Annotated in this window: 36 protein-coding genes; all 36 read right to left on the bottom strand. The window is 42.7% G+C overall.

The features are described 5' to 3' along the window. Nucleotides 1–76: 76 nt before the first annotated feature. The 36 genes from FHS57_RS23495 to FHS57_RS23320 all read right to left on the bottom strand — a co-directional run bounded on the left by FHS57_RS23495 (nucleotide 77) and on the right by FHS57_RS23320 (nucleotide 25,006). Nucleotides 77–259 (bottom strand): hypothetical protein, encoded by a 183-nt coding sequence (locus tag FHS57_RS23495; protein ID WP_183977956.1) that lies wholly within the window; start codon nucleotides 257–259, stop codon nucleotides 77–79. Nucleotides 260–274: 15 nt separating this feature from the next. Next, complete coding sequence (locus FHS57_RS23490) at nucleotides 275–736, bottom strand: hypothetical protein (protein WP_183977954.1); 462 nt, start codon at nucleotides 734–736, stop codon at nucleotides 275–277. After that, nucleotides 736–1,092, bottom strand: a complete 357-nt coding sequence (locus FHS57_RS23485; RefSeq protein ID WP_221225711.1) for a hypothetical protein — start codon at nucleotides 1,090–1,092, stop codon at nucleotides 736–738. Before FHS57_RS23485 ends, FHS57_RS23490 begins: the two co-directional genes overlap by 1 nt. 126 nt (nucleotides 1,093–1,218) lie before the next feature. Beyond that, nucleotides 1,219–1,689 (bottom strand): phage holin family protein, encoded by a 471-nt coding sequence (locus tag FHS57_RS23480; RefSeq protein WP_183977950.1) that lies wholly within the window; start codon nucleotides 1,687–1,689, stop codon nucleotides 1,219–1,221. Nucleotides 1,690–1,705: 16 nt separating this feature from the next. Next, complete coding sequence (locus tag FHS57_RS23475) at nucleotides 1,706–3,655, bottom strand: hypothetical protein (RefSeq protein ID WP_183977949.1); 1,950 nt, start codon at nucleotides 3,653–3,655, stop codon at nucleotides 1,706–1,708. 13 nt (nucleotides 3,656–3,668) lie between these two features. After that, entirely contained in the window at nucleotides 3,669–6,524 is a 2,856-nt protein-coding gene (locus FHS57_RS23470) for a putative phage tail protein (RefSeq protein ID WP_183977948.1), read from the bottom strand. A 3-nt stretch (nucleotides 6,525–6,527) separates the two neighbouring features. After that, nucleotides 6,528–6,794 carry a hypothetical protein gene (locus tag FHS57_RS23465; protein ID WP_183977947.1) on the bottom strand — a complete coding sequence of 89 codons (267 nt, stop codon included), beginning with the start codon at nucleotides 6,792–6,794 and terminating at the stop codon, nucleotides 6,528–6,530. A gap of 2 nt (nucleotides 6,795–6,796) precedes the next feature. Continuing rightward, the gene (locus tag FHS57_RS23460; protein ID WP_183977946.1) at nucleotides 6,797–8,332 is read right to left on the bottom strand and encodes a hypothetical protein; all 1,536 of its coding nucleotides are present in this window, start codon (nucleotides 8,330–8,332) and stop codon (nucleotides 6,797–6,799) included. 5 nt (nucleotides 8,333–8,337) lie between these two features. Next, nucleotides 8,338–9,891, bottom strand: coding sequence for a hypothetical protein (locus FHS57_RS23455; RefSeq protein WP_183977945.1), 1,554 nt, complete (start codon nucleotides 9,889–9,891; stop codon nucleotides 8,338–8,340). A gap of 2 nt (nucleotides 9,892–9,893) precedes the next feature. After that, nucleotides 9,894–10,379, bottom strand: a complete 486-nt coding sequence (locus FHS57_RS23450; protein WP_183977944.1) for a hypothetical protein — start codon at nucleotides 10,377–10,379, stop codon at nucleotides 9,894–9,896. 2 nt (nucleotides 10,380–10,381) lie between these two features. After that, nucleotides 10,382–11,062, bottom strand: coding sequence for a hypothetical protein (locus FHS57_RS23445; protein WP_183977943.1), 681 nt, complete (start codon nucleotides 11,060–11,062; stop codon nucleotides 10,382–10,384). 325 nt (nucleotides 11,063–11,387) lie between these two features. Continuing rightward, nucleotides 11,388–11,906 (bottom strand): transglycosylase SLT domain-containing protein, encoded by a 519-nt coding sequence (locus FHS57_RS23440; RefSeq protein ID WP_183977941.1) that lies wholly within the window; start codon nucleotides 11,904–11,906, stop codon nucleotides 11,388–11,390. After that, entirely contained in the window at nucleotides 11,906–12,094 is a 189-nt protein-coding gene (locus FHS57_RS23435) for a hypothetical protein (RefSeq protein ID WP_183977939.1), read from the bottom strand. Before FHS57_RS23435 ends, FHS57_RS23440 begins: the two co-directional genes overlap by 1 nt. 11 nt (nucleotides 12,095–12,105) lie before the next feature. Beyond that, entirely contained in the window at nucleotides 12,106–12,582 is a 477-nt protein-coding gene (locus FHS57_RS23430) for a hypothetical protein (RefSeq protein ID WP_183977937.1), read from the bottom strand. After that, on the bottom strand, nucleotides 12,560–13,171 hold the full coding sequence (locus FHS57_RS23425) for an SH3 domain-containing protein (protein WP_183977935.1): 612 nt from the start codon (nucleotides 13,169–13,171) through the stop codon (nucleotides 12,560–12,562). Before FHS57_RS23425 ends, FHS57_RS23430 begins: the two co-directional genes overlap by 23 nt. Nucleotide 13,172: 1 nt before the next feature. After that, nucleotides 13,173–13,697 carry a hypothetical protein gene (locus FHS57_RS23420; RefSeq protein WP_183977933.1) on the bottom strand — a complete coding sequence of 175 codons (525 nt, stop codon included), beginning with the start codon at nucleotides 13,695–13,697 and terminating at the stop codon, nucleotides 13,173–13,175. Between the two features lie 2 nt (nucleotides 13,698–13,699). Further along, a complete protein-coding gene (locus FHS57_RS23415; protein WP_183977931.1) occupies nucleotides 13,700–14,347 on the bottom strand; it encodes a hypothetical protein in 648 nt (215 codons plus the stop codon). A gap of 82 nt (nucleotides 14,348–14,429) precedes the next feature. After that, entirely contained in the window at nucleotides 14,430–15,083 is a 654-nt protein-coding gene (locus FHS57_RS23410; protein WP_183977929.1) for a hypothetical protein, read from the bottom strand. A 183-nt stretch (nucleotides 15,084–15,266) separates the two neighbouring features. Then, nucleotides 15,267–15,587 carry a hypothetical protein gene (locus FHS57_RS23405; protein ID WP_183977928.1) on the bottom strand — a complete coding sequence of 107 codons (321 nt, stop codon included), beginning with the start codon at nucleotides 15,585–15,587 and terminating at the stop codon, nucleotides 15,267–15,269. A gap of 3 nt (nucleotides 15,588–15,590) precedes the next feature. Then, nucleotides 15,591–15,932 carry a hypothetical protein gene (locus FHS57_RS23400; RefSeq protein WP_183977927.1) on the bottom strand — a complete coding sequence of 114 codons (342 nt, stop codon included), beginning with the start codon at nucleotides 15,930–15,932 and terminating at the stop codon, nucleotides 15,591–15,593. Nucleotide 15,933: 1 nt separating this feature from the next. Next, complete coding sequence (locus tag FHS57_RS23395; protein WP_183977926.1) at nucleotides 15,934–16,263, bottom strand: hypothetical protein; 330 nt, start codon at nucleotides 16,261–16,263, stop codon at nucleotides 15,934–15,936. Beyond that, nucleotides 16,226–16,609: a hypothetical protein gene (locus FHS57_RS23390; RefSeq protein ID WP_183977925.1), complete on the bottom strand. Its 384-nt coding sequence runs from the start codon at nucleotides 16,607–16,609 to the stop codon at nucleotides 16,226–16,228. The genes FHS57_RS23395 and FHS57_RS23390 overlap by 38 nt, the downstream gene beginning before the upstream one ends. A gap of 315 nt (nucleotides 16,610–16,924) precedes the next feature. Beyond that, nucleotides 16,925–17,143, bottom strand: a complete 219-nt coding sequence (locus tag FHS57_RS23385) for a hypothetical protein (protein ID WP_183977924.1) — start codon at nucleotides 17,141–17,143, stop codon at nucleotides 16,925–16,927. After that, nucleotides 17,143–17,775: a hypothetical protein gene (locus FHS57_RS23380; RefSeq protein ID WP_183977923.1), complete on the bottom strand. Its 633-nt coding sequence runs from the start codon at nucleotides 17,773–17,775 to the stop codon at nucleotides 17,143–17,145. Before FHS57_RS23380 ends, FHS57_RS23385 begins: the two co-directional genes overlap by 1 nt. A 2-nt stretch (nucleotides 17,776–17,777) precedes the next feature. Further along, nucleotides 17,778–18,428: a hypothetical protein gene (locus tag FHS57_RS23375; protein WP_183977922.1), complete on the bottom strand. Its 651-nt coding sequence runs from the start codon at nucleotides 18,426–18,428 to the stop codon at nucleotides 17,778–17,780. Next, nucleotides 18,409–18,957: a hypothetical protein gene (locus FHS57_RS23370; protein WP_183977920.1), complete on the bottom strand. Its 549-nt coding sequence runs from the start codon at nucleotides 18,955–18,957 to the stop codon at nucleotides 18,409–18,411. Before FHS57_RS23370 ends, FHS57_RS23375 begins: the two co-directional genes overlap by 20 nt. Nucleotides 18,958–18,988: 31 nt before the next feature. Then, nucleotides 18,989–19,498: a hypothetical protein gene (locus tag FHS57_RS23365; protein ID WP_183977918.1), complete on the bottom strand. Its 510-nt coding sequence runs from the start codon at nucleotides 19,496–19,498 to the stop codon at nucleotides 18,989–18,991. A 105-nt stretch (nucleotides 19,499–19,603) separates the two neighbouring features. Then, complete coding sequence (locus FHS57_RS23360; RefSeq protein WP_183977916.1) at nucleotides 19,604–19,864, bottom strand: hypothetical protein; 261 nt, start codon at nucleotides 19,862–19,864, stop codon at nucleotides 19,604–19,606. A 210-nt stretch (nucleotides 19,865–20,074) separates the two neighbouring features. Further along, nucleotides 20,075–20,974 (bottom strand): LPD1 domain-containing protein, encoded by a 900-nt coding sequence (locus FHS57_RS32110; RefSeq protein WP_183977914.1) that lies wholly within the window; start codon nucleotides 20,972–20,974, stop codon nucleotides 20,075–20,077. A gap of 84 nt (nucleotides 20,975–21,058) precedes the next feature. Beyond that, complete coding sequence (locus FHS57_RS23350) at nucleotides 21,059–21,871, bottom strand: DNA cytosine methyltransferase (RefSeq protein ID WP_183977912.1); 813 nt, start codon at nucleotides 21,869–21,871, stop codon at nucleotides 21,059–21,061. Continuing rightward, complete coding sequence (locus FHS57_RS23345; protein ID WP_183977910.1) at nucleotides 21,868–22,152, bottom strand: hypothetical protein; 285 nt, start codon at nucleotides 22,150–22,152, stop codon at nucleotides 21,868–21,870. The genes FHS57_RS23350 and FHS57_RS23345 overlap by 4 nt, the downstream gene beginning before the upstream one ends. Further along, nucleotides 22,149–22,520: an ASCH domain-containing protein gene (locus FHS57_RS23340; RefSeq protein ID WP_183977908.1), complete on the bottom strand. Its 372-nt coding sequence runs from the start codon at nucleotides 22,518–22,520 to the stop codon at nucleotides 22,149–22,151. The genes FHS57_RS23345 and FHS57_RS23340 overlap by 4 nt, the downstream gene beginning before the upstream one ends. Before the next feature lies 1 nt (nucleotide 22,521). After that, the gene (locus FHS57_RS23335) at nucleotides 22,522–22,779 is read right to left on the bottom strand and encodes a hypothetical protein (RefSeq protein ID WP_183977906.1); all 258 of its coding nucleotides are present in this window, start codon (nucleotides 22,777–22,779) and stop codon (nucleotides 22,522–22,524) included. A 5-nt stretch (nucleotides 22,780–22,784) separates the two neighbouring features. Then, a complete protein-coding gene (locus FHS57_RS23330) occupies nucleotides 22,785–24,260 on the bottom strand; it encodes a rolling circle replication-associated protein (protein WP_183977904.1) in 1,476 nt (491 codons plus the stop codon). 88 nt (nucleotides 24,261–24,348) lie between these two features. Further along, on the bottom strand, nucleotides 24,349–24,672 hold the full coding sequence (locus tag FHS57_RS23325; protein ID WP_183977902.1) for a hypothetical protein: 324 nt from the start codon (nucleotides 24,670–24,672) through the stop codon (nucleotides 24,349–24,351). Beyond that, the gene (locus FHS57_RS23320; RefSeq protein WP_183977900.1) at nucleotides 24,659–25,006 is read right to left on the bottom strand and encodes a hypothetical protein; all 348 of its coding nucleotides are present in this window, start codon (nucleotides 25,004–25,006) and stop codon (nucleotides 24,659–24,661) included. Before FHS57_RS23320 ends, FHS57_RS23325 begins: the two co-directional genes overlap by 14 nt. Nucleotides 25,007–25,146: the final 140 nt, after the last annotated feature.

Here is a 25,146-nt window from a genome sequence, read left to right as displayed (position 1 = left end):
CAAATCGGAACAACAACAAAACTGAGTAAACGGCAAACAAAAAAGCCGCTCATACCGAGCGGCTTTTTTGTTTGAGTTACTTCCAAACGCGGCTTGCCGCGGCTTTCAAGTAGGCTTTAGGCGACTTGATGCGGTTGCCTTTCTTCCCGTCCAAGTAAGCTTGCGTAAATGCAAGTTCGTTGGTGCGTTTTGCTTTGGCTCCAAATTTTTTGTTTTGGGCGGTCGCTTTGCGTTTGGTGGTCGTGGTTTTCTTTTTCATGGTTGTATTTCAAATTTATCGGTTTCGGAAATAAATAAACGTGCCAATAATGGCCAATCCTAAAACGGCGGCTCCCGTGTACCACATCCACGGCTTAATGGTCGGCGCTGGTTCGGGGACTGTCACGGCCACGGGTGCGGCGGTTGGGGTTTCAGGCTTTTTTTCTTCCTGTTTTTTCTCTTCGGGCTTCGGTGCAGTAAGTGCCAGGCTCGACGCTTTATCTAGCAATGAACTCAGTGAGCCAAAAATCCCGCCACTACTTCCCGACGACGTGCCGCCATTGATGTTGAAAAACGGGCTAGTTGTTGTGGTAGTGGTGCCGCTTCCTGCCGAACTTCCCCCGCTACTACTCCCCGACGAACCACCGCCGTTGATGTTAAAAAATGGGCTTGACGTATCGGTGGTCGTGTTGGTATTGGTCGGATTGGTACCTACGCCAATCCAATCTTCGTATGTAAGGGTTTCTTCGGGTAACATTATCGAATGTGTTTTTTGATTTTGAATCCAATACTGGTTGCAATTGCGATAAGCAACCCCGCTAACGCCCACCGATTTTGATTTCGCTGTTTTCTGAATGTTTCAGCATCGTTTCGAGCTGCTTCAAGCTCCTTTTGTAGGTTTGTCTCGGAAGCTTTAAGGTTGTAATTCTGAACAATCAAACTGGTATTCTCAGACTCGTACAAAGCCGCTTTTTCAGCTTTTTTTGTCAGTTCAATCAATTGCGCTCTTTCAAGGCTAATTTTTTGGTTTTGGGCGTGTGATGGAATCAATCCGACGCAAAAGTTCATCGTCAGTAATGTGATTATACACAGAGTCAATCCTTGATTTTTCATAGCTGTACATTATTTTTTGGTGATTGAGAATGGAATCTTGAGACGCTTTGTAACTTCTTATTTCAGAAAGTATTTGTTTTTTTGTTACACATCCAGTGAACAAAAATGCAAGAATGAATAACCGTTTCATGGCGTAAAAGTAGGTTTAGAGAGTTGGCCTTTTTCCGCAGCGTCCTTGAATAATTTGGTAATCCAAGATGGTAATAAGCCAGGGCTGATAGCATTTATATTCTGCACAATACTCCAAAATTCTGCCAACGCTACCCCCATGTAGAGATAATCATCAACCCACTGAATCCATTCTGCTTTTTGGTTGTCAACTTTCATTTTCAGCAAGATTCCGACACCTCCAATGAAAAACGCATAAGCAGCAATTTTTACAATTGTTTTTTTGAAATATGTGGGTAAGTCAAACTCTCCTTTTACAAATGCCTTTACGGTTCCTGATAAGTTATCGAGTGTGAAAAGCAGGGTGATTCCTATCAGGAACTGCACATCTGAGAAAACGTGCTCAATAATAAATTGCTTCAGTATCGTCAAAATAGACGCGGCCAATATCGTCGTCAACTTCGTGTTGAACTGTACGAATTCAATCATGTGTTCTTTCATGTTATTATTGCTTAAAAACTCCTTTCAACTCACAATTTAGCCTAATCAGTCCATCGCTTGGAGTAGCTATCACTGATAGTACGCCACCGCTTTCGGTCAAGCTAAAAGAGGGAGCGGCTGAGATTGCTCCTGTCTTCACCGTAGTTTGAGGAGTGATTGAATACGTGTACTGGGTATCACTTCTACTTGCTACAATCACCGATTCATTGAAGGTGGCCCCGTCAGGGTAAGTAGGGTCAGCGCCATAACAGGTGCATTTTGCCGAAATACGCTCATTGACTGCGATTGGTAGCGTGAAAAGCGTCCCCGCCGTAGCGCCTTCGTAATAGCTTTCAATTGTTTTAATGGCTCCTGCTTCTGGATGCGAAACGGTCGTAAGTCCACCTGTTCGGCCATAGGTCAGGCCAACATAGGCAATGTCAAGCGTATTATTTACACTTGCTTGAGTAAAAACCCTAAACTTGTATTCGTCTCCAGCTTGCAAAAAAACTTTGCCTGTTGACACCACAAAATCGGCTGCATCGTTGACCGACACGGGGTTATAATACACATCTACGTTGTTTACCACATTAGAGAATACTACGTTTGTGGCTCCTACGTTACGCCCTATAATCGTAACAGCATAATAACCAGAGAACGGGGCTTTTACCGCTTTCCACTCTGTCGTTTTTATGCTACTTGTATTGTCAGTTAATCGAATGTACTTCCGATACACACCATGTCCATTTTGTACATTTATACTGGCCCAATCCGATGCTATTTGTGAAGTTCCTGCCTTCATATCACCGTTCACAATAAGATTGTAGGATGAGTTTGGTATCCGTGATCCCGTTCGACCTCCATAAGAACTACTTACGTCATTCTGACTTCCTGTTTTAAGTGTAGCATGGCTACCAATATTTCCGCTATTGGGATTATTACCAAACCCGTAGGTATTTATCACAATATTCTTAGTGTTCACTGGGATAGAAAAATCATCATCCCAATAACACGAATAAAAATTGAATTGAGAGTCGAGTAGTTCTTGCTCAATCTCCATACGACCAACCGTTTGGTACGAAATATCACAACTGTAAAAATTACAATTCTGAGCTGTTTGATTGCCATAGATATGAAAAGCATAGGTGTCAAACCAGATGTTACAGTCATAAAAGCTATTTGCGTTGAACTCTGTCCTATCCCCTGCCGTTCCCGTATGTATATAAATCCCGTTCGCAATTTTGCAGCGGCGCCATACGCTCCAATAGGTTTCATCTATCGTGTCTAAATTTTGGTTACCAAATCGTAGTCTTTTTAGATAGCAATCCTCCATGGCACCAAAATACCAACCATCAAAATCGGTGGTACCGTCTATTTCAAGGCCACGAACTGACACTCTCATACAATCGTCAAAAAGTACGGTTGCTGTGGTAGCAGGGTTGCTAGATGTTATTTTCGCGCCATATCCTTCAATTGTAAGGCTATTTAATTCATTTCCTGAACCCTCTATCACAAGCGTTCCAGTGCCTATAAAGTAGTTCTTCCCTTTTGTAAGAACAACCTTGCCTGTTTTGTTTGCGTTGAAAAATGCTTGTAATGCAGATAAATCGTTTGCTGTGCCATTTCCTATTGCGCCGTAATCTTCGGGACTAACAAAGCCTTTATCACGTGGAATCCAGGCATTACCACCCCATCCAATAACTTGACCATTTGTTGCGCCAGACTGTGACAAATCTGTCAATCCATGAGAGTGAATTGAGTTTGCCTTTCCTCCTAACGTATTTTGAACAATTCTAACGTAATTAATCACCTTTGAAAATGCTTGACGCAAACGACTAGATGTAATACTTTTTGTAGTATTGTAGGGCAACAGCGAGTCAACCGCCGCTTGCGCTTCGGACTGCGTACTTTGTGTATAGCCAGTAACGGCACAAGCGAGCGCCATTCCTAGCATAAGGATTAATGGATTTTTCATTGCTGTTTTAGAATTAGTTCCCTGTTAAATAACGTTTTTGTAACCACGTACCTGGGCTTCCCGCAGTGATGCACTGCCATCCTTCAATGACATACTTTGCACCTGCTGTACCAGCTTCTACGGGGGTTGCATTATAACGAATCCATCCACGCGGCCACGACCCGGTCGTGGGGGCTGCCGTGCCAAAATCTGTGTTAGGAAGCTCATTCCATGCGCTTGAAGCCCTATATTTGGCTCGTCCTGTCGTACTGGAAACATACCACTCTGAACCTCCTACATTCTCATAATCGGCAATCGTTGTTGCCAAACTACCTGTTTCATCTGATTTGTGCGGAATCATTAAGCGCCCATATACTCGCAACATATCGCTAGACTGTGACCAATCTGTATAGCCTGTTATTGCTGATGTTGAAGTAGCTACAAACGAGGCATTTGGGTTTTTAGCCACGTGTTGACTGTATATGTTAAGGATACCTAAGTCACTTCGGTTGTTCAATATTTCTAAGCGTAACTTACCGCCAACATTGACATCAGTTGCAACTAGGGTTACTATTGTTTTCACGGATGGTACAGGATTATTCCCCCCCGTTAAGGTGTATGTATCGTACACAGTACCAGTAGTAGCGTTTTTCAGCAAGAAAGTGATTGTTCCCCCGTATTGATACTCAGTTGATACTACTGCTTGATAGTAATACGTATTTTTTGGTTGTGAAAATGTAGCAGCGTCAATTTCTTGATAAACGCCGCTGTTCGCTCTGAAAATGGCTTGGATTGAGTGGGGAGAGACAAAATTAACTCCTCCATATCCAATTTTACGGACTTCGTAGAATGTGCTTGCACCTGTATGTCCCCAAGGCGCAAGCGCAGACCCCGAATTTACCCCAAAATTACTTTGTAAAAGAAGGTTCTCGGCTATTCCGCTAGGTTGCTCAATATGTTCTCCAATAATTGTACGACTTATCAAGCCATTTAGGTATCGGTAATTGTAGCTTCTAGCAAGTGGCATCCAATCGCCCGTTCTAGTGTCTTTTATTTCAGAAAAATCATCTATAGTTACAGAGCCTCTTTCGTCGCTGGACGATGATACATTCAGAGATTTAAAGCCTTCAAAACGACTACGGGTAATGCGTACTTTCGTCGCATCGTTTTGACCTAGTAGTATATCCGCTGTAGCGTCGCTTGTGGTTGCTGAAAATTTGCACTGATGAATGTTGATATTATAATTGGCTGTGTTGCCAGAACTTGCAGCAATAAAAGGCCGACTTAACTTTGACGCCATACCATCAAAATGCACGTTTTCTATATTTACAGCACCTGACATATTATAAGTACCAAGGCTATAACTTGTAAGTGTCGTCAGCGCCTCAAATCGTCCACCTTTAATGTTTACTATTCCAGAAATTCCGTTGTTTTTCAGAAGAGTAATACCAGTTCCAGTAGAAGGATTCCAAGTATTAGAGGTTGAGAAATTAGTAATATCTAATCCATACCCCAAACCACTACCTCCAATCTCGAACATAATGCCTGCATTATCGACACTTCCAGAACAATCGTTAAAACGTTGGTTGAACGCCTGACCAGAGGTAGCGTCCATATAATAGAATCTGCTTGCTCCGTAACCCTGACAGAAATCTAACTGTGAAAACTCTCCGTTTGAGCCAGTTCCACCAATTGATTGCATTACAGAAAAGGCATTTGTAGCGTTCCAAGAATGAACTCGAACTAATTTATGCTGTGAAAATATAGTTTGCGACCAAAGAAAACCGTGTGTTGCGCCTCCTTTTGTCGCACATGAGAGCGTAAAATCCTCAAATTTTGCAAAACGAGAAGCACCCGCACGAACGTTCATTATAGCCGTATGTCCAGTACCTTCTAGTAGGATAAGCGTTCCGTTGGTGTACTGTTGCTCTGTTGCATTATTGTTTAATGTGGGGCCAGTGCCTTTTATAGTGAATGAAACTTCTGTATATGGGTTGCTAACAGGTGAAAGAGTGCCAACATTTAAGACACTCGTTATTCTGAAAATTCCTCTCAAAATTTCCAACCGTCCAGACTTGTCAACAATGTAATCAATCCCTCTTTGAAGCGCCTGTGTGTCGTCTGTTGTGTAGTCGCCTTTCGCACCGCATTGTTTTGAATTAATCCACCCCATATAGGCAAACTCCCATGCTCCCGCCGCTGCCCCGTTTGAATCAATAATGTTAACACCATTGTCAGTTGATAGTGTTGTCGGATTCCAAATGTACCCCCATCCACCACCGTCATTTGCAGTGTAGTAACCCAATGTTGTCACTAGTTCTCCTGCATAAGCACCTAGACGAGTTCTAAGGCTGGCAATATTCCCGACAGTAGAAATCACATTTCCACTTGCCCCACCACCTGTGGCATCGGTGGCATAAGTAAGAACCCCACCACTAATTTTAAGAACATTCCCTTCGGTAGCTCCTGAGAGTGAGATTTTATTTAAGGCCAACCCTCCAACTGAAATGAGTGGTTCTTTTCCAGCAAGCGCCGAATTTAAGTCGGATTGGGTACTTAGTGTGCCTGTGATACTTCCCCAAGTTGGAGAGCTTCCTACTGCATCCGCAGACGGTACCCACGTAGAGCCGTTCCATTTCGGAACTTGCCCTGTAGTAGCGCCACTTTGTGCCAACTTGGAAAGGTTAATACCGGAAATATTTGCGACATCAGCGAAATTCAGGGTTTTGGAAAATGCTGCTCTTAAACGCGCTGTCGTAATAGTTTTTGAGGTATTGCTTGGTAATAAGCTATCAATACTAGCTTGGGTTTGGAGTTTTGTAACTTGCGCTTGAGCAACACCAATAATACTTACGAAAAGGGAAAGGGAAAGAATCAATTTTGTTTTCATGTATTATGCAAATTCTTCGTTATTAAATTCATTTTCGTCAAACTCAATCATTCCTGATTCAATTGATGGGGAATCGCCACCACCGCCACCGCCGCCGCCGCCAACAAATGCGATTGTTGGTACAGGCATCGGTTCAGGTGTTACGTTTGCAATTGCTATTGGCTCAGCTTTGGGCTTTGAAAGCCAACTCCAAATTATTACCACGAATACGAGCAAAAATAGGATAATCAATACCCACTCTTTCTTCGTTTCTTTTCTTCTTTTCGCCATGGTTAATCAATTCTAAAAGCGTGGGTATTAAGGCCCTCGGCAGTATATTCGTAAGAAGTACCTCCTATTGTAGCGCGGTATTGAATTGGCTCATACGCCTCAGCAAATGGGTGCTGAAATAAAACGACGCGTTTGTTATTACCCGGCTTAGTCCATACTTTTAAGACTGGTTGTTTGAACTTCCAACTACGGGCAAATTCAGACAAATCGGAAATGGCTCCCACAGTAGTCCAGGTACTTGCCCCATCACGTTTGAACTCAAAACTTGGGCAACTTCCTGTTTGTGTTCCATCCAAAATGTCTTGATGCAATCCGAAACGGTTTAGCCCTTGCATGATAGCATTGAAACCAATCGCTTCATCTCCGTAGTAATCAAGGCCAGATATTGGACATGGTGGATTATCGTTCCCATCGTAGTTGACCAAATCGAAGGGAAGTACGGACGATTGACAAGCGTGATTCCAATTACGCTTTGCATAGCGTAGAATATCCTGCGGATCTTCGGAGTTGGGCAATATCCAGGCATGAAGACGAACCACGTTTGGGACACAAGCTGCCCAAAAAGTATTGTCTGCGATGAGATTTGTTGGATACGTGAGTCGATTGTCCAACATTCGTACATATCCTTGTGGATTGGTACTATTGTCTAGGGCTTTGGGCTTATAACGGGTCTGCTGATAATTCAGGCGTTCTTGGTCTTCACGAGGCCAAAGTATGTACAACACCGCTTTCGACGGGTCTTTGGCCAACCCTCTATTAATGCCACATAACGAGGAAAGATAACTAGGTACAGCCCCAAAATTAACGTTTCCTGCGTAGGCGCTTCCCCCTGCATTATCAGGTTTGTAAGTAATCGACGAGTAGCCCCATCCGCATTTTGCAATAGAACTTCCGTCTTGAAAATTTGAAGCTGCATTAGGGTTTGCGTAGTAAGCAATGTAATCATCAACGCTTACATTACCATTTTGCCAGACGCCATTGTTCGTCATCAACCCCAACGATTTACCCCCGAAAGTAAATCCTTTTGCTTGAAACCAATCTAGGAACTTTCTAAAGAAATTACCTGATTGTGTAAGCTGTTTTACTTTTTGGCTTATGTAGCTGATTTTATCGGGGTGTTGGTAAGACACCCAAACCCAGTCATCGCCAACGGTATCGTAAGGGATGTAATTATTGTCGTGAGGTTCATAATCGGCAATGATAAATTCGCCTGACATTCCTGCAATGTTGGTTGCAATTTGGTCAAGTTCGGCATTACTTAGCGTGTGCAAACCATTCGGCGCCGATTTTCCCAAAGTTCCAATTACAAGATTTTTGATGGCCTCTTCATAGAGCCATGTGAGGCGTTTTGACGCGTCAATATTATAGCCAATGCGCGTACGTTGAGCCTCATTTCGTTGTGCAGTTGCATACGGCTTATCGAAAAACTTTGTCGTAAGATTGACCGTGGCCAAATCATCATAAGCGGCTAACTTACCTACTGCTTGATTATTTTTCCACAAACATTGATTGGCGCGGGGAATGATTGTTGCTGGCATGATTTTTAGCTGTTATTGTTTTGACTTGCGGCGGTTCGTACCCAAAATTCGAGGCGACTACCTTGTTTGTTGTAAGAAAGCGCTCCATGAAATAAGCTATTGTCGGCATTATTGATATTGCCAAATGCAGGGTCAACCAAAAATTTGATAACCTGACAATGACGCATGGCAGGAATGGGACGTGGGCTAAGAATTGAGCCATTCCAAGACGTTCCATCAAAATACTGACTTCCATCTTTCCAGTAGAATGCCACCATTCCCATATTTTCGCCCACGTCTTCTAATTTGATTCGAGCGCTATTAAATGGTTTGGTGTAACGAAGCATGAGGATTCTATCCACAATGTCGGGATACTCCACCGCTTGCCCGTTGAAATTCTTTTTGGGTTCGTACTCACGACACACCATTTCGGGCGTGAAGAATGAAACGGTAGTAACTACGCCACTTTTTTCTATCTCCCACGCTAACGTTTGCCCTGCCAAATCTTGCTGATTGTAGAATCTGTTGATTGTGCATTCTACATAGCTGCCATAGTTGGCGTTGTTGGCCGAACCTACTGAAGCAGCGCCAAGTTTCGCGGTGATGTTATAAGCACCTGAACCACCTGCCAATTTAAAGCGCCCCGTAATATGCGTGGGGCTTACAATCATTTCGACATCTGCGTTCGGGTCATTCGGTTCTACCCAACCTGCAATTTCGCCCGTAGTCGTGCCTGAACCAACGGTACCACCGCCCGTTCCAACGGTAAAATCGTCTGCGTTGAGTGAGAAACTAGAAGTGTGCGTGTAAGTCGTACCCGACACAACTACCGATACGGTAACTTGGTACGTGCCTTGGGTAGTAATTCCTTCATTGCTCGGCGTAAACGTACAGAACGGAACCGTGCTTGTGTTCAGCCCTGAAACGGTTCTGCTACTTATCGTAGTACCACTACCGTTTTTGAACGTCAACAAGTAATCACGCGTACCTCTAACTGACTCGTGCAAAAAAATCCGTTGCGTGAAGGGCCACCATTGCGGGTCGCGGGCTACCGACGTAAGAAGTGCATAACCTGATGGTAAATCGTCGGTTGCGATTGTAAACGTGGCATCGGCATTGTATGTTACACCTCCGACAACGGTACTCACTGTCATTTTGTACGTACCCACCGCACTGATAAAATCATTGAACGGTACAAATGTCAAGAACGGGGTAAGAAAGCTATTGTGATTTGCGACCGTTCGGCGGCTTATTTCAGTACCAGACTCAGTTTTGAAAATAATCGTAAAATTTCGGATTGCGCCCTGGCTTTCGTTAAGCGTGATGCGCCACGTATGCGGCCACCATTGCGGGTCGCGGGCTACTGAAATACCGAAGGAATAACCACCCCCGCCATTTCCCCCGCCACCACCGCCACCACCCGCAAAACCAACGGGAGCTACTATAGCAGGTAAAGCCTCTGGCAATTCAAGCCTTTCACCGATTTCGGCACGTTGTTTTTTTGCCTCATTGAAGAACCAAATCGTAATACCTAGTATGACGACAAATAGGAAGAGAATAAGGATTGTTTTTTTCTTCATGGCTATTGGTACAAAGTTGAATAAGCATCCACGGGTTGCGCACCAGCTCTCGTAAGTAGCTTATACAATGCCCCAGGGTGTATTAATTCTTTTGGATAATTTGGTAAATGATAGATTCCATTTTTTTGAGCCGCGATGTAACACAGCTCCGAACAAAACCAACTTTCACGGATATTGATTGGAAGTGGCACAACCATTTTTACAATGTCTCCGTAGTCATAAGGTTTTCCAATTTCAGCCATTACCCACTCGTTAAATTTCTTTCGATCGGCAGTAGGAACGAGCAAAAAATCCCAATTGCTACTGCGTTTCAGTACTTCTTTTGCAGGCTTTAAGCTGACCCCTTTCCCATCCGTGCGAGCTGACAACGCCAACCCGTGCGGTTCAATGAATAATTCACAGTGCGTATAGGGCGTTTGCGTAAACCATTGGGTTATTTTGCCTTTTACGCGTTCATTTTCACCATTATGACAAAATCCAATGATCATCGTTACGAAAGGGTCTCCATCATCCCGTTGGCACCTGCCATTTTCTTGATATAATTTCTTGGTTCTCGTGGCAATTGTGCAATCAGCGTATCAGTCATGGCTTTAGGCACTTTGTAATAGTACCCTTGATTGTATCGAACAATGACCCTGTCTAATCGTACCAATTCCCCGTCGGAAGTCCGTTCAATTTCTTCATCAATCAATTGGCTCGCGTACATTGCTGACACCAACAAATTGAACTCTACATTTTTCAGGTCAGTATTATTTACGATTGAGTAGCCCAAATCAATTGGCTGATTTCCTGCTTTTTTAGGGTCAACATCAGCCGCAAACAATACATCAATTCGGTTGCCTAGCTGTTTTCTCAAAACTGTCACTTCATCGTTGCTCAAGCGTTTCTTTTTCTTTTCTCGAATAATCACATCCGATGCCGTGTCTGTATTAATTTGTCCTAAGCCAACGAACCCAAAAGGATTGATGAAATTCGGGTCAAGTTTTGCGTTTTCAATCAAGATGATTCCCTGAAAAACCGTCAACGGAATATTGGTCAAGGTTACAGCTTGTTTCACCAAAGCACCATATCGACTCATCAACTCCGTCCGAATATTCTTAAACGCCTCAGCTTCTTTCGGGTCGTAAAAGAAATAGTTTGTGTATCGTCGTTTGATAATAACCTCAGCCATCGCTATACGATTTTATAAGTTCGATTTTGTTTGCGGTTGAGCGGGTATAGGTTTCGGTAGTAATACAATGCCGCCGATGCTATACCCACGATTAAGGCAAGAATTGAAAAGGTGAAAAATGGTTTTTTCATGGGTTCTTTTTCAAATGTTCTTGAATGGTAAGATAGTTGGCATACATCGCTAACAAGCCTGACACAATCACTACAATACCTGCTACCAATTGAATAATACCTGCTTGTTTACGCATTGAAGTACTGTTTAAGGTTTGTTTTGGTGAGCACAATGTATGTGAACACACTTAGCGCAACCGCTATAACGGCATACACTATCCGATTGCTTTTTTTTTTGACTCATAATTTTGAGCCTCTTTGGGTAGTTGAGAGAGCAACCAGCTTTCAATATCGCTGATTGTAATCGCACCATTTCGATTGATGTCAAGCCCTGCGTTTTGGTTGTAAACTGTTGAACCGCTTTTTGCAATCACATAATTACTTGCTTTACCCATCGCCGCAGGATAAAAAACCGCCAAATACACATCAATCAATCGCTTCATTCTGCCTTTGTACGTACGTAAGTATCGTTCAACGTAGTCAAGTTGTTGTAAGTTTGACATTGCGGCCAACGCTGCCGTCGTGGTGCCTAATGAACGCGCGGTTGATGGCATAAACTGGATAAGCCCCGTAGCGCCTGACTGGCTATTGACTACACGATGATTGAGTTTACTTTCTTTGTACATCACAATCATCAATTCGTTGGGGTCAATGCCCAGGCTCGACGCTACTTGGCTCACTTTTGCTCCAAATGCCGCTTGATTCTCTTTTACGTATGAAAGGAGTATGAGCATTATCGTGATTTTTTAGAGTATGTATAAGCTAGGGCCATGACGCCACCTGCTAATAAACCAGCCAGAGCAAAACCAACTATCAGGTAGGTACCAGTTGTCGTCAGCGTTTTTTGTTCTACACCGACATTTAAGGGAATCCCATCTTTGGTCAGTTTGTCAATGTTGGTAAGGATTTGAGTAATATCCATGACACAAGAATTTAAGTCGTTGTTTTTCCAGCTCCAATGGTTCGGAGCCGCGCCAAAATTTTATCTCTCCACGCTCCTTCGGTTCCCCACCAATCGTTTTCGATTTCAGTGTATAGGTTATCGTTTTTCAGCGGGACATAACGATTATTGTAAATATTGTTCAACAACCGTAGTTCGTAATCTGTCAGGGTCAACAGTTTCTGTATTAATTTGACCTTGTAATAAGTCGAACCAGGCAAAAGGGAAATGTCATCAAAGTACGTTTTGCAATCTGAGATTAGTTCTTCTAATTGCTCGCGTGTAATGGTATTGATTTCGTCTCTATTGCTCGGTAAGTTCACTTGGTCGAGTTTGGCAGTTTGAAGAGCCGATTTTCTACCAAAAAAATAGACAATGACCAAAAACACCAAGGCCAATACAAGGTACTGAAACGGTCGGCTTTTGAACGCCTGAACGTACCATTCGTTATTCTTGGAATTTGATAGCATAGCGAACGAGCATTAAAAGGGTGATGCACGAAAGAAAAATGATACCTGGCAATAAAAACTGCCGATAGTCTTTTGTTTCCGTCGGCGCTGATAAATCAGGTGGACGTGTTTCAGTTCCAGTCGTTGTAGGTTGAGCGGTTACGTTACTTCTTGTTATGTAATCGGCACTAATCCAACCGTAACCACCGCCATTGAGCGCAAGAAAAACGAATCCGTTTTCATTGTATCCGTCCGATTTTCCCGCCAACATACCACCGTTCAGTTTCTTCAAAACACCTGACGTAAGGCTCGGAGCATTACGAACGTTTACCCCTGTACGTCCGTTTTGGATGTAGTAATTATACGGTGCTTGCCATTGAACCAATTTGTCGGACAAAATCCAGCCGTATTGATTTCCGCTGATAGGATTACGTAGTCGAATTTGTGTCCACTCACCGACCGATTGGACGAAACTCCCTACATACGAAGATGGTTTCAACGTTCCGATTGCTTTGCCGTTTGCCGATGCAAAAACCTTAAACGCTCCGTTTGGGGTATTTGTGCTATCTGCTTTTGTTTTGAGGATTGCGCCTCCTATGAAAGCTGCCATATTATTTCGAGAGGGTTTTGTACAACACCGCCAAAGCCGTTACACTTCCAAGAATAACCACCGCCCATAAACCATACTTTAGCCATGTGGGAAACGAATTTTGAGATGTTGAAACTGCTTCTTTTTTCACAACAAATACTCGTTTTCCATTCATTTCATCGCCAGTAGGAATAGCATCAGGATACTCATAAGCAGAACCGGGTAACTTATTGCCATTTTGGTCGTAAACGATTGTATCATTGGTATCAACATCTTCTGAAATTATGTCAATATCAGAAAAAGGCACATATACGATATTCACATCATATTCGGCATCTGGAACCATCACGTACTTTGTAAGGATAATTTCAACGTAATTTACGCCGTCACCTCCTTGGTCTATTTCTGCTTTTGATATTGTCCCAACTACTTCACCAGCCTTAAAATACTTTACGATATTAGCATTGATAGTATCAGGGAAATCGTAAGCAATTGTTTGCGGCACGTCTGCTTTTACGCGTACTTTTTTGCCAACTGTTAGTGCCATAATTAACGTTTTTTAAAAAGTTGATAGAATCCAATTCCAATGCCTGTAACTCCTACAACCACTAGCAATGCTTTGGCCCATGTTGGAATTGTAGCCGATTTTACATTTGTATTTGTTGTATTCGGCACAATTTGGCTTACGATTGGCTCAGCTTTTTTTGCTAAGTTCTTTTTTTCTACCAAAGACAATTTTTCATAGTCTTCAATAGACACCTTGTATCCGTTACCAAACGTCAACATCGTAATTCCTTCACGATTGGTATATACATCCACCGCTTTGTATTGAGGCTCTAATGTATCATATGCCTCAGCTAAACGTTCGTCAAGTGTTTTTTGCTCAATGACATTAGATTCGGTTTCGGTGTAAAATAATTGGTCTTCAAGCCTAAACCACGCATTGATATTGACTCTTACCGAATCAAATGCACGTTTTTTCCAACGTCTCGTTGTTACTTCAATCCAAGTGCCTGTCGATGTTTTAACAGAGTTCCCAGTTGTTGAACCAACTTGCTGTTTTGTAATCCACGGGTTGTATTTATTTTTTACATCAGTAGCAAATAAGACTTGCTCAGATAGAGGATTTGGCTCGGTGAAGAGCTTTAGCCCAGTTATTGCGTAGATAACCGTATTGGATGCAGGGATTGAAAGCATAATATTCGTGGAATAAAAAAACCGACCCTACCTAAGTACGGTTCAGGTCGGTTTTTAAGAACTATCTAACTAATTGCACTTTCTACTTTGTAGCGAGCTTGTAAATCAAAACGCTCAAGCCAACGATACCCGACACAATCAACACTACTTTCACAACGCTCATTGCGGTGCTCGTTGGCGTAGTAGGCGCATCAGCTGTGGCACTTGCTCCTAAGAATTGTGAATTGGCAGAAACCAAAGACGACTTTAACAAGTCAGTCAATTCTTGCTGCTGTTTCGCGGGGTCAATCGGTTCGTAGTAAGGTTTGACTTTACCGTTTGCATCCATTGTGAATGGAATCAAAAAGCTGTTTGGCGTTGCAGGAATTGGCCCACCTGTAGCGTAGCCAAGCGCTTGAAGTTCGGCAGTACTTGCAACGTAGTCAAGCCATGCTTGCATGTTGGTGTACGTCTTTGATACATCAGGGGCGGCGTTATCAGCAGCCGTCGGCGGCGCGGTTTCTGCATACATACGAAGGGATTCACGCCCCACGAGTGTCCAGTCGCCAGTGCCTAATTTTCGCTCGACTGCAAAACGGTCATTACGACCAATTTTACGCGCACGAAGTGTGACGTTTTGTGTACCTGTTCCACTTCCTAAGTTGAACCATAACCAAGTACCAAGGCTAGAACCATCTTTGAGTTGTGCATCCGCCACGAAATCACCCGGGGCGGTGTGGTTAGTTTGAAATGCCATTATTGTAAGCTGTTAATAGGTGAAAGTTGATGGGTTAGGAAAAGAATTTCTTGACCCGGGTGAGAAAAGATGTTGATTTTTTCTTTTGAGTCGCGGCAAGTTGTGCCTGTCTCAAGTTGTTGAGTGCTAACGACGCTTTCAGATTCGTCGTAAGTGCCTCGATGCGTTCTTGGTCAGTCATTTTTAGTATAAAGATTTGCGTTTGACAAAATAGACGATGATAATCACGGCAGAAACCAAGGCGACTACTACCGAAATTGTTTTCAAGTTATTGAGTCGTTTTTCGGTAACTGCTTTTTGGGCTTCCAATTCCGCTTGACTCTGATTTGACTCGGACAAAGCAGCCAAATAAGCGGCATCCGACTGAATCACGGCCAATTCGTTAGCCTCCGTAGCTTTTGCAAGCGTAGTTTTTGCCTCGTTTTTTAGGGCTTGATTATTGGCAATACCAGTGTATAACTGAACGCCAATGTTTAAGGCGGCAAGGGCTATTGGAATCCACATGATTTAGTCTCGAATCCAAGTTACGACCGCTACTACTACGCCAATTACTACAATAGCTGCCAAGCCGTAGCCCAGGTATAACTTGAGATTGTCGGCGTTTACTTGCGCAATGGCCGCGTCTCGACTTGCATTTAACTTGGCCAATTCGGTATCTAATTCGGCTTTTGTTTTGGTTTGGTCATTAAGTAGCTTTTGAAGTTCAACTTTATAAGTTCCCTCAATCTGCTTGCCTCGATTCTGAACCAATCCAACGCCAATATCTCCTACATCTCCAATAAGATTGCCGCCAGCCGTCGCACTACTCCCAGTGGTAAACAGCGTAGAAAAAAATGAGGTTTGGGCCATGTTAACGATTTCGGACAATATAGACAACGACGCCAGCGACAACTACCAACGAAATTCCAACGATGATGAAAACATTGCGCTTTTTCTTTTTTGCCTCTGAGTCTGCTTTAGCTTCCGCCTCGACCTCGGCTGCTTGAATAGCCGCCATGGCAGTTGCTTCATCTTGACGTGTGGTCAGTGGTTTTTTCGAGCTGTTGATAAGAATTTGAATTACTATCAACAATATTTCCTGACCTTTTTGCAATAGCACATTTTCCAATTGTGCTTTCGTCGTAGGGCTGATTGAGTTTGGGTCAATCCCCTGTTGCTTCAATGCTGCTTCCAGTGTCATGTTCGGCTATGGTTTTTAGCTGAACAATCTTCCCATCAAGCTTTTTTTCTTGCTTGTTGTGGATTTCTTCCGTTTGGATTTCGTCGTTGATTTCGTCGATTTCTTTGCGGTCGATTTGCGGCTTTTTGATTTCGACGTGCTTTTCTTTTTCGTAAAGCGGCCTTTGCTGTCTCGTTTGGGTGTCGTTGCCATTGTAGGAAACTTTTTGTTTACGGTTGATAAAATAGGTAACTGCATACAAGGCCCCACCCGCCAAAAGGCAAGCAGCAAAACAAGCCGCGAACGTGAAAGCAACTTGTGTCCAGTTGACCCGAACAAAACTTGGTTTGGTAACTTGATACTCCATGTGATTTTGGTGATTTGATTTGGTGATTTAATTACATGATCGAGTCGTGTTTATGGTCGTTTTTGTGTTGAACCCTTGCGGTGTTTAACCTGCCACTCACAAGGGTCAACACCAAAATCGTGAGCTAAAGTAGTGGATGAGAATGAGGCCGATTTTCTGATTTTTGCGTTTGCCCGTTGTTTCCGCTTTTCTTCCGACTTTTTCCGCGTTTTCCCCGTGTTTTCCCCGAATTTTCGTGGTAAAATCACCCCATAAAAAAAGCCCAAATCCAATGGATAAGGGCTTTTTGGTCATTTGTCAAATTTAAAAAAATGTTTACTCTTTAAAATCGTTAGAACCCCAGCGTTTTCGCAAGTAATTTAGCACTGATGGCGGTAATAATCTACGCATTGTAAAAGGGTTGTACCCAGCTTTGACCATGCCAAGCAACGTCGTTTGGTCAATCCAAGATACCAACGTGTCAGAAGTAACGCCTAATTCAGCTGCGAGTTCTGTTAGACTGCCAGCACGTTCGTTTTTTACATTGCGAGCCATTACCCAATTCGATTTTCTTCTTTATAGATGATTCGATACGCGTATTTGTTACGATTTCGCTGATTTTCCTTTAAGATAAGCCCTAACGCTTGCTTCACGGTTGGCCGAATGGTGTAGGGGATTTTTGCTGGTAAATCATTGGGGTCATCAATCGTTTCTCGTACCAAATAGATTTCACAGTGTTTGAGGATAAACGGGCCAACGTCGGAAAAGGAATGCACATTGAAAACGTAGTCATTGCAGGAATTTCGACTATTGAGAATCAACCCTTTGATTATTGGGTGAAAATTACCTTCGACGTAAGTCGTAAAATCTTCAAAAAAAACCACTGCATTACGCACATACTTGGAAACCATCGTACAAAACTCCAAGATTTCGGGGAATACTTGTAAACTCTCGTACGGACGGTACACAAAGTATTTCTTTCCTGTCAATGAATGGATTTTGGGCAATTCATCGAGGGTGATTCGTCGAAAATTATCAAACGAAGGATGGCTGCCAAGATCGAGTACAACCACTGGTTTGTTTTGTTTCTCGACAAACTCAACCATCATTTGCAACGAAGCCGTTGTTTTGCCAGTTCGTTTCATTCCCACGTGTAATATTGCCGCCGAATCTCGTAATTCTTTCATGGTTATCGTTGCGCCCTGCGACGCGTAAACATCGTTATTAATTCAAAAGCACTTGTTAATTGTCTGGTAAGCATCAGTTTAAACATTGTTCCCCAGACGCTGTCATCGCCAATTTCGTTTTTTCGGTTTTTACGCTCTAAATCGGCTTTGATGGCTTTGAATAACAGTTTTGTTTCAGCGTCTTCTAACTCGTGTTCTGCTTCAATGGCTTCGAGTGTTTCGTCAAACCGTTTGCCTTTCAACCAAATTTCTTTTACGGCGGGGTCTGATTCATACACGTTTACAACGCCGTCAGAAGCCAAATTACTTTTCAGCTCCAAATACGCGGCGTATTCGCCCTTTTTTAGCGTCATTGAAACTTTGATGCACTCAATCAGTGCATTCATTAACAAAATAACCGCACCATAGGTACGTGTTTGCACCTCAGCACGTGCGCGGATTTCATCGGCGCTCAATCGTTCGGGTTCGGGCGTCGCGGTATTTGCGCCAAAGACGCTCGAAAGCAACGACGTTTGTTGCGTTTGCTGCGTCGGTTCAGTTACTTCGGGCTCGGGCGGTGGTGGTGGTTCGGGCGGGGCAACTGTTCGTGGCGGCGTAGAAAGGAAACTCGAAAGCGGTGAGCCTTCAAACGGATTAGTTGGCGCTTGAAACATGGTTGTCATTAATTAACGGTTGCAAAAACGACTCAAGTTCAGGCAAAAGCGTATCAAGAATACGTGACATTTCAGGGTCACGACGTGAGTACGCTACGTAAGTGGGAAGCAATGGCCCCAAATACTTCAACCCAACACCAATATCAATGGGAAGTTCACGACCTTTCGGAAACAACTTTTTCAGCGTTTTGACCGATTTTTGAACGATAATGTATCCCATGTGGGTTGTGATTTCGTCCGGTAAATACCGCTCATTAGCCAAAAGTCCGTCGATGACACTGCTAATCGTGAAGTTTTTAAAATCAGTCTGAAACTCGTTTTGCTCATTAATCCATAAGGCACCAATTGAGTGGAGATAAGAAATGACTCCGTAGTTGATTTTTTTTGTGAACTCCGCCCAATCTTGCACGGATTTCTGAACCGTTTCAAAATACGTTTCAAATGCTTCGGGTTCAGTCTCAAAATAAGTTGTTACAACGCCAATAAACTCATCGTTTTCACCCGTTTCGATAATTGCTAGTTTCTTCATTTTTCTATTGTTTTCGCGGTGTTTTCGCGTTTTATTCGTGGATTTGGGGAAGTATTTGTCGGAAGTACTCAGCGACCAAGGTTTCGTAGTATTCGACGGTGTAATAGCCACTTTCTGCCATTGTTTTCGACGCTTCTTTTACGGCCATTTCGAGGGCTTTCAACTCTTTCATCTTTGTTTGTGGCATTTCACTAGGTTGCGCCGTGTTTTCGCTAGGTAAACGTAGAAGTAGATTTTCCTGCGTAAGCCTCGCGTTTTCGGCGCGTAATGGCTCAATTTCGGCATCGTAAGCACTAACTTTTTTGTGGTGTTGTAGCACATGACGGCAATACATCGCAGTTTCAATGAGTTCGCCGCGATTTTTCCGCAATTTTACCTCATTGGTGATGTCTGTAATCGTTGAAATAGGTAATCTTAGGGGGAATTGTTTGGTTTGTTCTTGCTCAGTAGTTTCATTTTCGGCGGTTTCTTGTGGTAATTCCTGCGAAAGCACCGTGTTTTGAGCAAGAAAATCAGAAGCTGGAGTGTTATTTTCGGCCATGACTTTCGGTGTTTTTTCTACCGAAATTCAATGGTTTCGTAAAATTCTTCAAAATGGTGGGTGAAAGTTGGTAAATGTTGGCAATTTGTTAGTGCAAACGCGGGATTATTGCTCTTTTTTTGCCCAAACATAAAAGTCATAATGGAGTAGAATCGTATCGACTAAAAATAAATACTCATCGTAGCATAAGAACAAACGACGCTCCATGAGCCGCTGGAATGTCGTATCTGAGTCGGAGTATCCAAACTTGTCATTGAACTCCCGTCGTACTCTATTTTTAGTACGTTGATTCAATACTCTGAACTTTTCAATCAATTCAGAAATTGTTGGCGTGGGCCCAGGCGTTTGTGGTTGATACGTGCTCATGTTTTCAAAAAAAGTAACGCGGCTGAGATTCCGCGTTTTTTACACCGCTTGTTTGCTTGAGAGTTCGGCTTAAAGGCTACGCCCGTAGGAGATTTAGGCATTTATTTACAAGTCTCATCTAAAAGCCATCACCCCGCCCTTTATGGTTTAAAAATACTAAAAATCACGACTTTATGCAATAAAAAAAGCCCCCAAATGGAGGCTTTTTGCTTAAATTTTTGCTTTGATTTGCTCACAAAAACGTCGAAATAACGGGGCTACTTTTTCAATTTCTTGGAAAGTTGGATAAATTCGTTCGTCGTATTTTCCCTGAGCCAAAAGTTTGTTTGTTATGCCCTGCTTTTTCAGTTCCCATGATACCCAGGCTTCAAACCAACGGGCAAACATTTCATTTCGTCGTAAGTAATATTCGCCCATGTCGTCTAGTCGACCGACGAGTTCAAAAAGCCGTCGGTAATAATTTGACAACGTTTTGTTTGGTTCTCGCCAAATGATGGTTTCTAAAATATCATCGGCGGTTTTTCTGATTTCACCACCGACGTTTAATCGGTCTTTTGTAGCAATCCGACCGCCAGTAACCGCAAAATAGGCAATTGATTTATCAAGAAATTTCCCTGCGAAGTAATCAAGATAATGCCCATACTCATGGGCAAAGGCTCCCATTCCGCCAGTGGCAATAAAACGAGCCATTTTACTACTGCTTGAATCATCTTCATATCTTGTAATGTTGATGATTTTCCACCAAGGTTCATAATGAGCGGATGCACGGCCTTTGCCTCGTGCTCCGAAGGAGACCGCCAAATAACCAAATCCAATGTTATAATTGAACCCTACAACTTTGTTCAGGTCATAGCAACAGACAATCAAGCTGTTTACATAGTTGTATCTATCTTCGTTCGTAACCCAATTCCCAAAATTCAGGTCTCGAATACTGAAACGATTTTGAATAATTTCTACGCTTGAATTTGCTTGCAGCGATTTTGGAAGGCTGAATTTTGGCCGAACAAACGAAAGATAATCGGCAAATCCTTCACTTTTCCAAAACGCATCGGCACGACTTCCAAACGATACATTGGTTGACGTGTCCACAATTTTACTACTTTTTGCCACGGTTTTTAAAATGGTTTGAGAGTTCAACTTCTGTTTTTTTTACGTCTCTTTTTTTAAAGAGTTTCGGGGAAGCATCCCCACCAATTACCCGTTCGTTTTCGGGCAATTTGGCTTTTGTTGGAGTGAATCGTTTTGTTTGCATGGGTATTGATTAGTTGATTGGTCAAAATATTGAATCATTTTCAGCACTAAGGCAGCAACTTTTGGGTTGACGGCGTCGCCGTAGGCTTCTATTTCGGCCTTAGCCACCCTATTGGAAAGCCCTGTATCTTCCTGAATAGAGACGGTGAGGGCTTGACGCAGAAATTCCATACTAGGAACTCTGAAAGTTTGAGATTGAAAGAACTTCTTTTGTTGAATTTCTTTGAGGCACATTTCATAATACTTTCGGTCGAAAACTTGCCGATGGTGATACCGTCGGATTTCGTTGGGGTAGGCAACGACAAAAATTCGTTCCCTCTCATCCGAGTAACCAACCGCTCTTTTTGATATAACTTCCCATTCTGCATTGTACCCGATTTGGGCAAAGGCCCTGAGAATGTCGAGTAATCCGAGATTAACGAGGTTTGGGGAGTTTTCCAGCACCACGTATTTCGGTCGATGTATGCAAATGAGCCTGTAGAACTCCCACCATAATCCGCTCCTATTACCTTCCAATCCTTTTCCATTTGGGTTGGCCAATGAAATGTCTTGGCAGGGAAATCCTCCTGTAAAAATGGTTGCGTAATGGCCAACGGCTGTTCGTATATCTCGTTCATGGATTGCGTTTTTAAATCGGTAAGTAAGCCAGGCGGTTCTAAAATCATCAAGTTCACAAGTGTAGATGGTTTTGATTCCAACAGATTCCGCAGCGAGCGAGAACCCGCCAATTCCCTCAAAATATCCTGCGTGTGTCATACATCGAATAGATTTAATTGACGGCTTACTTTTTTCTCTTTAAATCCTACACTTTTAACTTTATGAAGTTGTATAGGGCTTTCATTATGAATGTCTTCAGCAAAAAACCTACACACAATAAACTGAGTAGCCCAATCGTCTGTAAGTGATTGTTGGATATATCTATAAGCCGCGTCCTCATCATCGAAAATCATCCCATCACTCCGAGGAAACTCTTTTATGGTCTTAAATGCACTTCTGTTATCAAAAGCAAGTACAATAAATTTATAGACACCTTTCATTGGTGAAACAACTCGTTTTGAGGTTTAATTTTCGTTTTCTCAATGGTTCGGAGTAGTACTAAATCCCAATCGGCCGTTTTGAAATCAATGCCTTTGTTTTTATACATATTCGTAACCATTGCAATAAATTCATCGCGTGAATAACCTGTATCAATCTGAGCGACAAACTCGTTGACTGAATATAGCTTGAGCTTACGAACTTCAATCACTTCTACATCTTTCAAGAACTTACCTTTGAGAAGAATTGACAATTTGTTTCCAACACGATACTTGCGCGAATTGTGCAACCGAAACGTCGTGAATGATGGGCAACTTAATTTGTTGTTCCAGTTGTCTTTAAATGATAGCTGTTCAAATTCTGTAATCATGTCAGTAGTTAAGTTTAAAATTGGGAATTTCTGTAATTCCAGCCGTTTGACAGGCTAAGAACCAGGCAGGGATAAAGTAGTTCCATTCGGAGCTCATCCATTCCCTAGTTCTAAGGCTGAGCCACCAATCAGGCTCAGTTAGGCGGTCGGGGTAGATTCTGAGCCGCCGTCGAAAATTGATAATTTCGCCGTCGGGCATAACCTGCCAGTCTCCGTACTGCTGAACGGGCGTTTGTATATTTTTGTCGATATGAGGCACGGATTTTAAGCGGCATACAGGTTTTGAAAAACTGTTACGTAATGCGCCCGATATTCTTTGTACAGTTCAGGCGCAAAGGCTTCCATATTCGTTCGTTGTGGGTCTTTCAGCGGAATCACCTCCCCTTTCATCTCAACGAACAACGGCCCTGCTCGTTCAGATGCCTTTTTAATCTCATCCTCAGTGACTACTTTCGTTCGCAGCGTATCCAAGTATCGTAATGCCACGTGGTTCAAAATCGGTTCGGGGTATTCGGGCGATTCGTAATTGATGTGCTCCGTCACTCTACGCTTAACCGTTTTTGACGTTACGGTACCAAAAATGTCCGTCGAAGTCACCGTCACAGGTTTTATATTCGTCACCGTCGTTTGGTATGAAACCATTTCGCAGGTTCGACGGCTAATTACGCACTGGTAAGCTACTGGTTTGGTTTCAGGCGCTTTCAACGCCGCCGATGCGCCCCAAATTCTGCCCCTCATCTTTCTAACCTGAAAAACAGGTGTGTAAGGGACGCGATTGGAATCCCCCCACATTACCTCCTGTGATTCGTCGGGAGTCGTTTCAATGAAATACTTTCCTGATTCTTCCACCAACTTTTGGTTTTCGGCCAACTTAGGCTTTACAATTTCAGGTTTCTTCGTGAAGTATTTGGAGACGTAAGCGCTTAATTTCTTGATAGATTTGAGCGAATGGATGTCGGTGGTATTAGGATCTTTCCATTTTGCGGCCACGCCTTTCTCATAGGCTTCTTTTTGGCGTTTACTCTCTACTTTTTTGGCCTCAGATTTCGTCACTTTGCGGCCTTGGTCTTTTGCCGCCTTCATGTTGGCAATGATGCGTTGCTCAAGCATTTCAGGACGAACAAAAAAACCGTTTCGATAGATATACTTTTGGGTATCAGCGTAATCCTGAACGTAGCAATAAGGGAATTTGTCGATGTGCTTGTTCCAAATTTGTCGGAGTCGCAAAGCTGGTACGGCCCTGTCAAAAAGTACGTGAAAGTGAATGTTGCCGTTTTTTTGAGTTTCTGACACCCACAAGTAGTTTTTTACCTTCCAATTGCGAATCATTTCATTCATAAAGGGATGGAAACAATCCTCTTTGATGTCTCGATCATCGTGCATTTGCTTGCAAGGCAATGTTAGGGTCACAAACGTCGGATAAACTTTCTCTGACGGGAAGCTCGTGGGAAAAGCCATACTTACATTCAACTCGATCGCTGTCAACCAATTTTCCAAAATCCCCTTGACATGGCGACGGGTCGCCTCGCTCATGTAGCCATTGTAGCCCGTATCCATCTTGTTTTGGAGTAGATTGGCCTTGCTCGTTGCGCTTACTTCGTACTCCGTCGTTTTTACATACCGCTGAGTACTTACCACCGAATGTGGCTTGAATTTTGCAATTCGGGCAAAGTCCCATTTCAACGTTTTGCCAACGATGGTATCTAGGGTTTTATCGCGTTTTTGAGGATTGAATGTCATGGTGATTTTGGAGTTGATTTTTTACAAAACCCCGTTTCCAGCCGATTTAGGGGGTATTTTACGGGAACCGACGCTTAGATAAACCAATTTAGGCTTTCGCCTGATTTCGTAGATAAAGACTATGTTCCCAAGATGGTATAGCTTTCTTTATGTAGATGATTTTGTCAAGTTCTTGAAATAGACTCGGCCGTCTATTAGTTCGTCTGACATCATCTTTTAAAGCAAAATGGCGCTCTTTGTTAAACTCAAAGCAAACAGTAATATCATTAACCTGTGTAACTTGAACACATACATCATAGGCAACCCATCCAAGTCCTGCTTCACTATCAATTGTACCTTGAGTTCGAACAATATCAACCACGATCCAGTCCAAAATTTTTAAATCAAAGTTTCTGAGATTAAAAGCCTTCATTTGCTCTGTACTTTTCAAGTAGCTTTGATAATGCAATTTTTATCGGAGGGCTAAATAGATGTCGGCTCATATCAACCTTACACAATTGCCCATTTTTAAGGTTACTTACTGGTATTAAGCCTAAATCTGTTAAAAACAGTGTTCTTCCTAAACCTTTTTCAATGCTTAAAATTTGAACTACAAAGCATTCGGCTGACATATGATCGGCGGTACAGAGTGTGTTTTTATTATCCAATTGGACACCTAAGTAATCTCCAATATCAAAATCAGTAATGCCCATTCCCCAAGCAAAAGGCATAGAAGTCTCGTTGAATGAAAAAGCATGTTTTCTCATAGTTATTTGATGTTTAGTCAATTGATTAGGATTTCAATAACTTCCACTTTCTGAAATGATGCGAGTGACTCGATGAAATCATCGTAGTTGTGTTCTGTGTAGATGGCTTCTTGTGTGATAGCAATAGTTCTAATGATTGC

This window comes from Runella defluvii, assembly GCF_014195535.1.
Classification (GTDB): domain Bacteria; phylum Bacteroidota; class Bacteroidia; order Cytophagales; family Spirosomataceae; genus Runella; species Runella defluvii.
This window is presented reverse-complemented; position numbering and strand designations above follow the sequence as displayed.

Coding starts and splice junctions, on each gene's coding strand:
- FHS57_RS23495 (WP_183977956.1), bottom strand. CDS start 259: ATGAAAAAGAAAACCACGACCACCAAACGCAAAGCGACCGCCCAAAAC.
- FHS57_RS23490 (WP_183977954.1), bottom strand. CDS start 736: ATGTTACCCGAAGAAACCCTTACATACGAAGATTGGATTGGCGTAGGT.
- FHS57_RS23485 (WP_221225711.1), bottom strand. CDS start 1,092: ATGAAAAATCAAGGATTGACTCTGTGTATAATCACATTACTGACGATG.
- FHS57_RS23480 (WP_183977950.1), bottom strand. CDS start 1,689: ATGATTGAATTCGTACAGTTCAACACGAAGTTGACGACGATATTGGCC.
- FHS57_RS23475 (WP_183977949.1), bottom strand. CDS start 3,655: ATGAAAAATCCATTAATCCTTATGCTAGGAATGGCGCTCGCTTGTGCC.
- FHS57_RS23470 (WP_183977948.1), bottom strand. CDS start 6,524: ATGAAAACAAAATTGATTCTTTCCCTTTCCCTTTTCGTAAGTATTATT.
- FHS57_RS23465 (WP_183977947.1), bottom strand. CDS start 6,794: ATGGCGAAAAGAAGAAAAGAAACGAAGAAAGAGTGGGTATTGATTATC.
- FHS57_RS23460 (WP_183977946.1), bottom strand. CDS start 8,332: ATGCCAGCAACAATCATTCCCCGCGCCAATCAATGTTTGTGGAAAAAT.
- FHS57_RS23455 (WP_183977945.1), bottom strand. CDS start 9,891: ATGAAGAAAAAAACAATCCTTATTCTCTTCCTATTTGTCGTCATACTA.
- FHS57_RS23450 (WP_183977944.1), bottom strand. CDS start 10,379: ATGATCATTGGATTTTGTCATAATGGTGAAAATGAACGCGTAAAAGGC.
- FHS57_RS23445 (WP_183977943.1), bottom strand. CDS start 11,062: ATGGCTGAGGTTATTATCAAACGACGATACACAAACTATTTCTTTTAC.
- FHS57_RS23440 (WP_183977941.1), bottom strand. CDS start 11,906: ATGCTCATACTCCTTTCATACGTAAAAGAGAATCAAGCGGCATTTGGA.
- FHS57_RS23435 (WP_183977939.1), bottom strand. CDS start 12,094: ATGGATATTACTCAAATCCTTACCAACATTGACAAACTGACCAAAGAT.
- FHS57_RS23430 (WP_183977937.1), bottom strand. CDS start 12,582: ATGCTATCAAATTCCAAGAATAACGAATGGTACGTTCAGGCGTTCAAA.
- FHS57_RS23425 (WP_183977935.1), bottom strand. CDS start 13,171: ATGGCAGCTTTCATAGGAGGCGCAATCCTCAAAACAAAAGCAGATAGC.
- FHS57_RS23420 (WP_183977933.1), bottom strand. CDS start 13,697: ATGGCACTAACAGTTGGCAAAAAAGTACGCGTAAAAGCAGACGTGCCG.
- FHS57_RS23415 (WP_183977931.1), bottom strand. CDS start 14,347: ATGCTTTCAATCCCTGCATCCAATACGGTTATCTACGCAATAACTGGG.
- FHS57_RS23410 (WP_183977929.1), bottom strand. CDS start 15,083: ATGGCATTTCAAACTAACCACACCGCCCCGGGTGATTTCGTGGCGGAT.
- FHS57_RS23405 (WP_183977928.1), bottom strand. CDS start 15,587: ATGTGGATTCCAATAGCCCTTGCCGCCTTAAACATTGGCGTTCAGTTA.
- FHS57_RS23400 (WP_183977927.1), bottom strand. CDS start 15,932: ATGGCCCAAACCTCATTTTTTTCTACGCTGTTTACCACTGGGAGTAGT.
- FHS57_RS23395 (WP_183977926.1), bottom strand. CDS start 16,263: ATGACACTGGAAGCAGCATTGAAGCAACAGGGGATTGACCCAAACTCA.
- FHS57_RS23390 (WP_183977925.1), bottom strand. CDS start 16,609: ATGGAGTATCAAGTTACCAAACCAAGTTTTGTTCGGGTCAACTGGACA.
- FHS57_RS23385 (WP_183977924.1), bottom strand. CDS start 17,143: ATGGCTCGCAATGTAAAAAACGAACGTGCTGGCAGTCTAACAGAACTC.
- FHS57_RS23380 (WP_183977923.1), bottom strand. CDS start 17,775: ATGAAAGAATTACGAGATTCGGCGGCAATATTACACGTGGGAATGAAA.
- FHS57_RS23375 (WP_183977922.1), bottom strand. CDS start 18,428: ATGTTTCAAGCGCCAACTAATCCGTTTGAAGGCTCACCGCTTTCGAGT.
- FHS57_RS23370 (WP_183977920.1), bottom strand. CDS start 18,957: ATGAAGAAACTAGCAATTATCGAAACGGGTGAAAACGATGAGTTTATT.
- FHS57_RS23365 (WP_183977918.1), bottom strand. CDS start 19,498: ATGGCCGAAAATAACACTCCAGCTTCTGATTTTCTTGCTCAAAACACG.
- FHS57_RS23360 (WP_183977916.1), bottom strand. CDS start 19,864: ATGAGCACGTATCAACCACAAACGCCTGGGCCCACGCCAACAATTTCT.
- FHS57_RS23350 (WP_183977912.1), bottom strand. CDS start 21,871: ATGACACACGCAGGATATTTTGAGGGAATTGGCGGGTTCTCGCTCGCT.
- FHS57_RS23345 (WP_183977910.1), bottom strand. CDS start 22,152: ATGAAAGGTGTCTATAAATTTATTGTACTTGCTTTTGATAACAGAAGT.
- FHS57_RS23340 (WP_183977908.1), bottom strand. CDS start 22,520: ATGATTACAGAATTTGAACAGCTATCATTTAAAGACAACTGGAACAAC.
- FHS57_RS23330 (WP_183977904.1), bottom strand. CDS start 24,260: ATGACATTCAATCCTCAAAAACGCGATAAAACCCTAGATACCATCGTT.
- FHS57_RS23325 (WP_183977902.1), bottom strand. CDS start 24,672: ATGAAGGCTTTTAATCTCAGAAACTTTGATTTAAAAATTTTGGACTGG.
- FHS57_RS23320 (WP_183977900.1), bottom strand. CDS start 25,006: ATGAGAAAACATGCTTTTTCATTCAACGAGACTTCTATGCCTTTTGCT.